This is a genomic window from Clostridium sp., assembly GCF_016650095.1.
Classification (GTDB): Bacteria; Bacillota; Clostridia; order Clostridiales; family Clostridiaceae; genus Clostridium_AD.
In genome coordinates, this window is sequence record NZ_JAENWL010000142.1 from 1 (window position 1) to 8,313 (window position 8,313).

An 8,313-nucleotide genomic window follows, 5' to 3' on the forward strand; every position below is an offset into this window, starting at 1 on the left:
AATGTTGAAACATTTGCTAATATAGTTCCTATTATATTAAAGGGAGCTGAGTGGTTTAGCAACATAGGCACAGAGAAAAGTAAGGGTACAAAGGTATTTGCATTAGGAGGAAAAATTACAAACACTGGTCTTATAGAAATTCCTATGGGAACTACGCTTCGAGAAACAATCTTTGAAATAGGTGGCGGAATACCAAATGCAAAGAACTTCAAAGCGGTTCAAACGGGAGGACCTTCAGGTGGATGTATTCCAGAGAGTGAACTTGATACTCCAATTGGATATGATAACTTAGTTGCTCTTGGCTCTATGATGGGATCCGGTGGCATGATAGTTTTAGATGAAGATAATTGTATGGTGGACGTAGCTAGATTTTTCCTTGATTTTACAAAGGATGAGTCCTGTGGTAAGTGCACTCCATGCAGAATTGGAACCAAAAGATTACTTGAAATGCTTGAAAATATAACAAAAGGAAATGGCGAAATGGAGGATATAGATAAACTTGAACATTTAGCCATGGGAATAAAAAAAGTTGCACTATGTGGACTTGGCCAGACGGCACCTAATCCAGTACTTTCTACTATTCATCATTTTAGAGAGGAATATATTGCTCATGTAAGAGATAAGAAATGTCCAGCTAAAGTTTGTAGGTCTCTAATTCAATATGTGATTTTAGAGGACAAGTGTAAAGGCTGTGGATTATGTACTCGTAATTGTAATGTAGGGGCTATAAGTGGCAAGCTACAAGAAGTTCATGTAATTGATCAGGATGTATGTTTGAAATGTGGAATGTGCATAAGCATATGTAGATTCAAAGCTATTGTTAAAATATAATATTAGGAGGTGAAAAAAGTGGAAATGGTAAACTTGATTATAGATGGAATAAGTGTAGAAGTTCCAAAAGGAACCACGGTACTCGAGGCATCAAAGTTTTCTGGGGCTAAAATACCTACATTATGTTTTTTAAAAGAAGTGAATGAGGTAGCTGATTGTAGAATGTGTGTGGTACAAGTAGGAAAAAAATTACTTGCATCTTGTACACTTCCAGCTGAGAATGGAATGGAAATAAAAACTAACACTGCTGAAGTGAGAGAAGCAAGGAAAATGGTAGTTGAGTTATTATTATCTAACCATAAAAGAGAATGTACTACTTGTATAAGAAGTGAGAATTGCGATTTACAAACAGTAGCAAAGGAATTAAATATAAGAGATATAAGATATAGTGGAGAAAAAAGCGGTGAAAATTTGGACGATTCTTCCAGCTCTGTTGTGAGGGACCCTGAAAAGTGCATTCTTTGTGGGAGATGTATTTCAACCTGCGGAAACATTCAAACTGTCCATGCAATAAATTTTTCCAATAGAGGATTTGACACTAAGGTTACCACTAGTTATGAGAGGCCTTTAGGTGAATCACTATGCATAAATTGCGGTCAATGTATTTTAGCATGCCCTGTAGGAGCCTTACATGAAAAGGAAAGTATAAAACCTGTTTGGAAGGCTTTAGAAAATCCGAATAAGTATGTGGTAGTTCAAACAGCACCAGCAGTAAGAGTAGCGATGGGCGAAGAATTTGGTATGCCAATTGGAAGTCGCGTTACAGGTAAAATGACCTCAGCTTTAAGGAAATTAGGTTTTGATAAAGTCTTTGATACTGACTTTGCAGCAGATCTTACTATTATGGAAGAGGGAACTGAGCTATTAACTAGATTAGGTAATGGCGAAAATCTTCCACTAATGACATCCTGCTGTTCTGGATGGGTAAAATTCGTTGAACACAATTTTGCTGATTTAATTCCTAATTTATCAACTTGCAAATCGCCTAGTGAAATGGAAGGGGCACTAATTAAAAGTTATTTTGCAGAAAAGATTGGTGTTGACCCTAAGGATATTGTAGTTGTTTCAATTATGCCTTGTGTTGCTAAAAAGTTTGAAGGCGAAAGAGAAGAACTATCTAATAATGGTATGCAGGATGTAGATTATGTTCTAACTACTAGGGAACTCGCTCAAATGATAAAAGAGGCAAATATAGATTTTGTTAATATAAAGGATGAAGAGTTTGATGATCCTTTTGGAGAATCCACTGGAGCTTCAGTAATATTTGGAGCAACTGGAGGAGTCACAGAAGCTGCTTTAAGAACTGTATTTGAACTCTTAGCTGGAAAAGAACTAGAGCAAATAGAATTTTCAGCTGTTCGTGGTCTTACGGGTATTAAAGAAGCAACTATAGAATTACCTGATGGAAGAAATATAACTGCAGCTGTGGTTCATGGACTAGGTAATGCTAGAAAATTATTAGATTTAGTTAGAAGTGGTGAGAAGCATTATGATTTTATTGAAGCTATGGCATGCCCTGGTGGATGTGTAAATGGTGGAGGTCAACCAATAGTTAATTCACAAATAAAAGAAAAAATTAATGTTCCAGAGGAAAGAGCAAAAGCTATATATGATGAAGATAAAGATTTACCTATAAGGAAATCGCATAAAAACCCACAAATAACAAAAATATATGAGGAGTTTTTAGGGGAACCTAATGGTCATTTAAGCCATAAGTTATTGCATACTAAGTATACAATAAGAAATAAATTTTAAATATTTCTCTTTACTTTTTTATCATAATCGTACACACTTAATATAAAATTGATTATAAAGAATCAAGTTTAATTTGAAAACTTGATTCTTTTAATTATATGAAGTATTAAATTTACGAATAAATGACAAAATAGTAATACAAAAGGAGCGTTAATTATGGACCCAACAGCATTTAATATATTTGGATTAGACATTAAATGGTACGGAATTTTTATTGCAACAGGAATGATGGTTGGAATTATATTAGCTAGTTTTACTGCAAAATTAAAAAGTCTTGATTACGACGAGCTTTTAAATATTGTATTAATATCTTTTCCCATAGCTATTATTGGAGCTAGAACTTATTATGTAATATTTGAATTTGATCAATATAAGGATAATCTAATGCAAGTGTTCAATATTCGTCAAGGTGGGCTTGCTATACATGGTGGAATTATATTTGGTATGATAGCGGCATTAATATATACAAGGTATAAAAAAGAGAATCTCTTAAAATTTGCTGATGTGGCAGCACCATCTATAATTATTGGGCAGGCTATAGGCAGATGGGGAAATTTCTTTAACAGCGAGGCCCATGGAGGACCAGTTACGCAAGGGTTTATAAGCATATTTCCGGATTTTATACAAAAGGGAATGTTTATTGACGGCGTTTATTATCATCCAACTTTTCTCTATGAATCAATATGGAATGTGATAGTATGTTTATTATTGGTTTATTTATTAACAAAAACATATAAGGCAGGGACAGTGTTCTTTAGTTATATAGGATTATATTCTATAGGAAGATTCTTTATAGAAGGACTCAGAACTGATAGTTTAATGTTTGGAGATGTAAGAGTAGCACAACTAATAAGTCTTGCAGGAATTGCTTTATGGATTGCATTCCTTGTGATGAATTATAAGAAAAGAGATTTAGATTACTAATTCATATCTTATCTTATGAGGTATAATAATAATTTGTAAAATATGTTTTATAAACAAATAAATTCAAGAATAGTATATTATATCTATGTTTTGAAGAAGTTTAAAAAATATTTTAGTGAATAGCTATTGAAATTACTATTTATTAATAGTATACTTATTTATGTTGCACTAAATAGGTGTATGCAAATATTAAAGTACTTTATGGAGAGATGTCCGAGTGGTTTAAGGAGCATGCCTGGAAAGCGTGTGTAGAGGAAACTCTACCGAGGGTTCGAATCCCTCTTTTTCCGCCAGTTTATATTTCCGTACTAGCTGGGGAGTTAGCGGTGCCCTGTAACCTGCAACCCGCTACAGCAGGGGTGAATTCCTCGCCGAGGTTATAAACTGTGTGGTCTGACTTATATAAGTGGCGTTGATAATTGGGCCCCACGCAATGGAAATTCATGAACCCCGTGAGGTCCGGAAGGAAGCAGCGGTAAGTGAAACCTTCCATGTGCCGTGGATCAACCTGATTTGAGTTAACTGTATAGGTAACGCGCATAGTTTATACATCGAAGCGAGGTGTACGGTCTACATAAGAATTATAAGATGCCTAATATGGCATCTTTTTTTATTAGTTTGTATTTTTTTATAAATACAAACTAATACTTTACTTTAAATGATATAATTATTTAAAGTAAAATATATGAATTTTAATAATTGATGTTTAATAATTGAGTTTTCAAATCCATAAGGTTTTGTAAAAAAACCATGACTTATAGGAGGTGAAATTTATGGCATATACGGCTTTATATAGAGAATGGAGACCAAAAACTTTTCAAGATGTAGTAGGGCAAGAACATGTGACTATAACTTTAAAAAACCAAATAAATAGCCAGCGTATAGCTCACGCATATCTCTTATGTGGTACAAGAGGAACAGGGAAAACTTCAACAGCTAAGATATTAGCTAAAGCGGTTAATTGTCTGAATTCTGATAATGGAGAGCCATGCAATGAATGTGAAATGTGTAAGAAGATAAATTCAGGGACGGCAATAGATGTCACTGAGCTAGATGCAGCATCACATAATGGGGTAGATAACATCCGAGATATAATTGAAGATGTTGCATATCCACCACAGGAAGCTAGATATAAAGTCTATATTATAGATGAGGTACATATGTTATCAATAGGAGCAGTTAATGCTTTCTTAAAAACACTAGAGGAACCACCAAGTCACATAATATTTATACTAGCCACAACCGATCCTCAAAAACTGCCAATAACTATACTATCTAGATGTCAAAGATTCGATTTTAAAAGAATAAAAAGTGTAGAAATATTTGAAAGGCTTCGAAAAATAGTTACGGAGCAAGGAATTTCTGTAGATGATAATAGTTTAAAATTAATATCAAGAATTTCTGATGGAGCTATGAGAGATGCTTTAAGTATTTTAGATCAAGCTATATCAATGAATGATGGTGCGATAGAGTATGATAATGTTATAGATATGTTGGGTCTTGTAACATCTGAGAGTCTTACAAAACTTTCAGACAGTGTAATAGATCGAAATATTGAAGGGGCAATAAAGGGTATAAATGAAATAGTTTCTAGTGGTAAAGATATATATGTATTTATAAAAGATATGACCACTCACATGAGAAATCTTTTGATGGCTAAAGTAAGTGAAAATGTAGAAGATATTTTAGATATGTCAAGGGAGAATATAGATATTTTAAAAAAGCAATCATCTAAAATTAGAGTAGAAGAAATTATGAGGAATATAAAGATACTTCAAGATGCAGAAGAGAAAGCTAAATGGAGTAAGCAAAATAGAATTTATTTGGAACTTGCAGTTATTAAAATGTGCAAAATTGAATATGATACTTCAAAAGAAGTATTATTATCTAGAATAAACAAATTAGAAGAAATAATAAAGCAAGGAAAGATAACTGTAGCATGTGAAAGTATAACACCTAGAATTTCTGAAAAGAATGATTCAAAAACAGAAAAAAAGCCAAAGAAAAAAACAGAAATAAGACCAATACAAGAGCATAATGCTGATTCTAAATTAACGGTAGATATTGTGAAAAAGTCTTTTAAAGATATTTTAGATATGTTTAAAGCTAGACGACATATGGTTATATATGCTTCTTTATTGACAGGGGAGGTTGTGTCCTGCAGTGGAGGTATAATAGAGCTAGGTTACGAAAAGCAATATGCATTTAATAAAGTTAGACTTGAGAAAGAGGAAAATAGAAATTTAATAGAAGAAATATTTTCTGAATCACTAAAAGAACCGGTGAAAATAAAATATACCATAGAAACTGAGGAAAAGCGGGCTAAATTACCTGAAGATATATTAATAGAGACATTTGGAGAAGACCTTGTGGAAATACTAGATGAATAGGATTACGATAATAGACTAATAAATGCAGATTACTTAAAAGAAAGTTTATTTTACTGGAAATTATTATAGGTATTAGTATATAATAATAAAGAAAAGTTATAATTGATTAGCATTATATATCCTTTTAGATTATAACTACTGAAATTAAATTCTACTTGTTATGAATCTAAAGGAGATAAATATAATAATATTAAAAAAAAATAAAGAATAAATAGGAGGTAACTATTATGGCAAAAGGTGGATTTCCAGGTATGGGTGGAAATATGAATAGTTTAATGAAGCAAGCTCAAAAATTTCAAAAGGAAATGGAAGAGATGCAAAAGGATTTAGGAGACAAGAAATATGAAGCATCTGTTGGTGGTGGAGCAGTAACTGTGATAGCTAATGGAAAGAGACAACTTATTGAAGTAAAGATAAAACCTGAAGTAGTTGATACAGATGATGTTGAAATGCTTGAAGATTTAATTATGAGTGCATGTAATGAAGCGCTAAAGAAAGCAGAAGATGAAACAAGTAGTGAAATGGGTAAATTAACAGGCGGAATGAACATGCCAGGAATGTTTTAATAAACAGTAGTATAAAAACTAGATTGTTATGAGGTGACTAGATTGGATTTTTATCCAGTAGCAATAGAAAAACTTATAGAAGAATTTGCTAAACTACCCGGTATAGGCAAAAAAACAGCTCAGAGGTTAGCGCTATTTGTGCTAAATCTTCCTAAGGAAGAAGTGGAAGAGTTTGCGGGAGCTCTAGTTCAAGCTAGAGGGACTATAAAATATTGTTCTATATGCGGAAGCTTTACAGATACAGACCCTTGCTCAATTTGTTCTAACCCAAATCGTGATAAGAGTATTATATGTGTAATTGAAAGCCCAAAGGATATTATAACAATGGAAAGAGTAAGAGAATTTAATGGGGTTTATCACGTTCTTCATGGAACAATATCTCCGATGGCAGGAAGAGGTCCTGAAGATATAAAATTAAGAGAACTCATAAGAAGGATTAACGGGGAAGTTAGTGAAGTAATAGTAGCAACTAATCCTAACATAGAGGGAGAAGCTACAGCTATGTATATATCTAAAATATTGAAACCACTAGGAGCAAAAGTCACAAGAATAGCGCACGGCATCCCGGTGGGTGGAGATTTAGAATATATAGATGAAGTAACACTTTCTAAAGCTTTAGAAGGAAGAAAAGAAATATAGAATATTACTCCTGTTTTATGTCAAGAATTTAGGAAAGATATAAAATGGGAGGTTTTTTTATTATGAATAGAAAAAAAATAATTGAATTATTGTTTTTAACTACAAAATATACAGAGGAACAAAAGGATATTATTATGCAATTTGAAGAAGCTAAACTCGAGTGGGAAAGCGCAAAAAATTACTTTGGGGCAGCGGATGATCCTAGACTTGTAGATTATGCGATTTATAGGGAAAATCAAGCTAAAGCTAAATATATATTTTTTTTATTAGAAGCTAGAAGAATAGGCGTAACTATTGATGCTAGTTATATGATAGAAGAGCTTGATGCTATAAATCGATAAAAATATATATTTAATGGAATTGATAATATATTGAGAAACTGTGAAATATATTATTAATAGAACATAATGATTTAAGAAGTTAAAATCTAAGATTAAAGTAGGGGGACTTATATATGGAGGTTGCATTATATTTTTTGATCGCTATAGTGGCTATGGTAATCGTGGTCAAGCTATTTTCTTGGCCGCTAAAAATATTAGGTAAATTAATATTGAACGGAGTGTTTGGAGTCTTACTTTTACTAATTGTTAACTTTTTAGGACAGTATGTAGGAGTAACTATGCCTATAAATGCTGCAAGAGCGCTTATTGCAGGATTTTTCGGAGTACCAGGGGTAATATTTTTAATAATTTTTGATAAACTAATGTAAAAGTATTTTAGTGATGATTGTTTACATTAGTAGAGGGGGGGCATATTCAAATGAAGAACTGGCAGTAAGCTAGTCTATTTATTTGAATGTGCCTCATATTTTTCGTCTTTTATAAATAAAAGATTTAGTAATAGTATATTTGCAGGTTATTAAGGATAATACTTAGAGTATATGGTAAAGACTAAAATTATTATATGCAGTATTTGTTAGGTGGTAGTGTGAATTTGAGAAATAACTGTCCTGGTGTATCAATATAAGGTATGTAGAGATAAAGTTTAAAAATCCAAGAATAGGTCACCTAGTTTATTTTAATTAGTTTAGACTAAACTATATGAGAGATATTCTATGATAGAATACTACATGTCGCTGATGACAAGTAACGACATGCGAAAAGTAAGTTATCAAGTTTTGCTGTAGTTATTAAAAAACATTCGAAAATTTGTTGACAACTTGTAAGTTTAATAGTAAAATAGTAGAAGTCGTCACATGATGACTTAGC

General features: G+C 32.4%; 8 protein-coding genes, 1 tRNA gene and 1 other RNA gene. All 10 read left to right on the top strand.

Going from position 1 to position 8,313, the window contains the following annotated elements:
- Window positions 1–831, top strand: an 831-nt coding sequence (locus JJE11_RS09865) for an NADH-ubiquinone oxidoreductase-F iron-sulfur binding region domain-containing protein (RefSeq protein ID WP_291635063.1), incomplete at its 5' end; no start/stop codon positions are given.
- Between the two features lie 18 nt (window positions 832–849).
- The gene (locus tag JJE11_RS09870; protein WP_291635065.1) at window positions 850–2,586 is read left to right on the top strand and encodes an NADH-dependent [FeFe] hydrogenase, group A6; all 1,737 of its coding nucleotides are present in this window, start codon (window positions 850–852) and stop codon (window positions 2,584–2,586) included.
- A 156-nt stretch (window positions 2,587–2,742) separates the two neighbouring features.
- A complete protein-coding gene (lgt, locus tag JJE11_RS09875) occupies window positions 2,743–3,510 on the top strand; it encodes a prolipoprotein diacylglyceryl transferase (protein WP_291635067.1) in 768 nt (255 codons plus the stop codon).
- 203 nt (window positions 3,511–3,713) lie between these two features.
- A tRNA-Ser gene (locus JJE11_RS09880) sits at window positions 3,714–3,803 on the top strand.
- 10 nt (window positions 3,804–3,813) lie between these two features.
- Window positions 3,814–4,079, top strand: an RNA gene (gene ffs / locus JJE11_RS09885) — signal recognition particle sRNA large type.
- 204 nt (window positions 4,080–4,283) lie between these two features.
- Entirely contained in the window at window positions 4,284–5,900 is a 1,617-nt protein-coding gene (gene dnaX, locus JJE11_RS09890; RefSeq protein ID WP_291635069.1) for a DNA polymerase III subunit gamma/tau, read from the top strand.
- A 227-nt stretch (window positions 5,901–6,127) separates the two neighbouring features.
- Window positions 6,128–6,466 carry a YbaB/EbfC family nucleoid-associated protein gene (locus JJE11_RS09895; RefSeq protein ID WP_291635070.1) on the top strand — a complete coding sequence of 113 codons (339 nt, stop codon included), beginning with the start codon at window positions 6,128–6,130 and terminating at the stop codon, window positions 6,464–6,466.
- Between the two features lie 42 nt (window positions 6,467–6,508).
- Window positions 6,509–7,105 carry a recombination mediator RecR gene (gene recR, locus JJE11_RS09900; RefSeq protein WP_291635073.1) on the top strand — a complete coding sequence of 199 codons (597 nt, stop codon included), beginning with the start codon at window positions 6,509–6,511 and terminating at the stop codon, window positions 7,103–7,105.
- Window positions 7,106–7,167: 62 nt separating this feature from the next.
- The gene (locus JJE11_RS09905; RefSeq protein ID WP_291635075.1) at window positions 7,168–7,446 is read left to right on the top strand and encodes a YaaL family protein; all 279 of its coding nucleotides are present in this window, start codon (window positions 7,168–7,170) and stop codon (window positions 7,444–7,446) included.
- A gap of 113 nt (window positions 7,447–7,559) precedes the next feature.
- Window positions 7,560–7,814 (top strand): pro-sigmaK processing inhibitor BofA family protein, encoded by a 255-nt coding sequence (locus JJE11_RS09910; protein WP_291635077.1) that lies wholly within the window; start codon window positions 7,560–7,562, stop codon window positions 7,812–7,814.
- Window positions 7,815–8,313 lie beyond the last annotated feature (499 nt).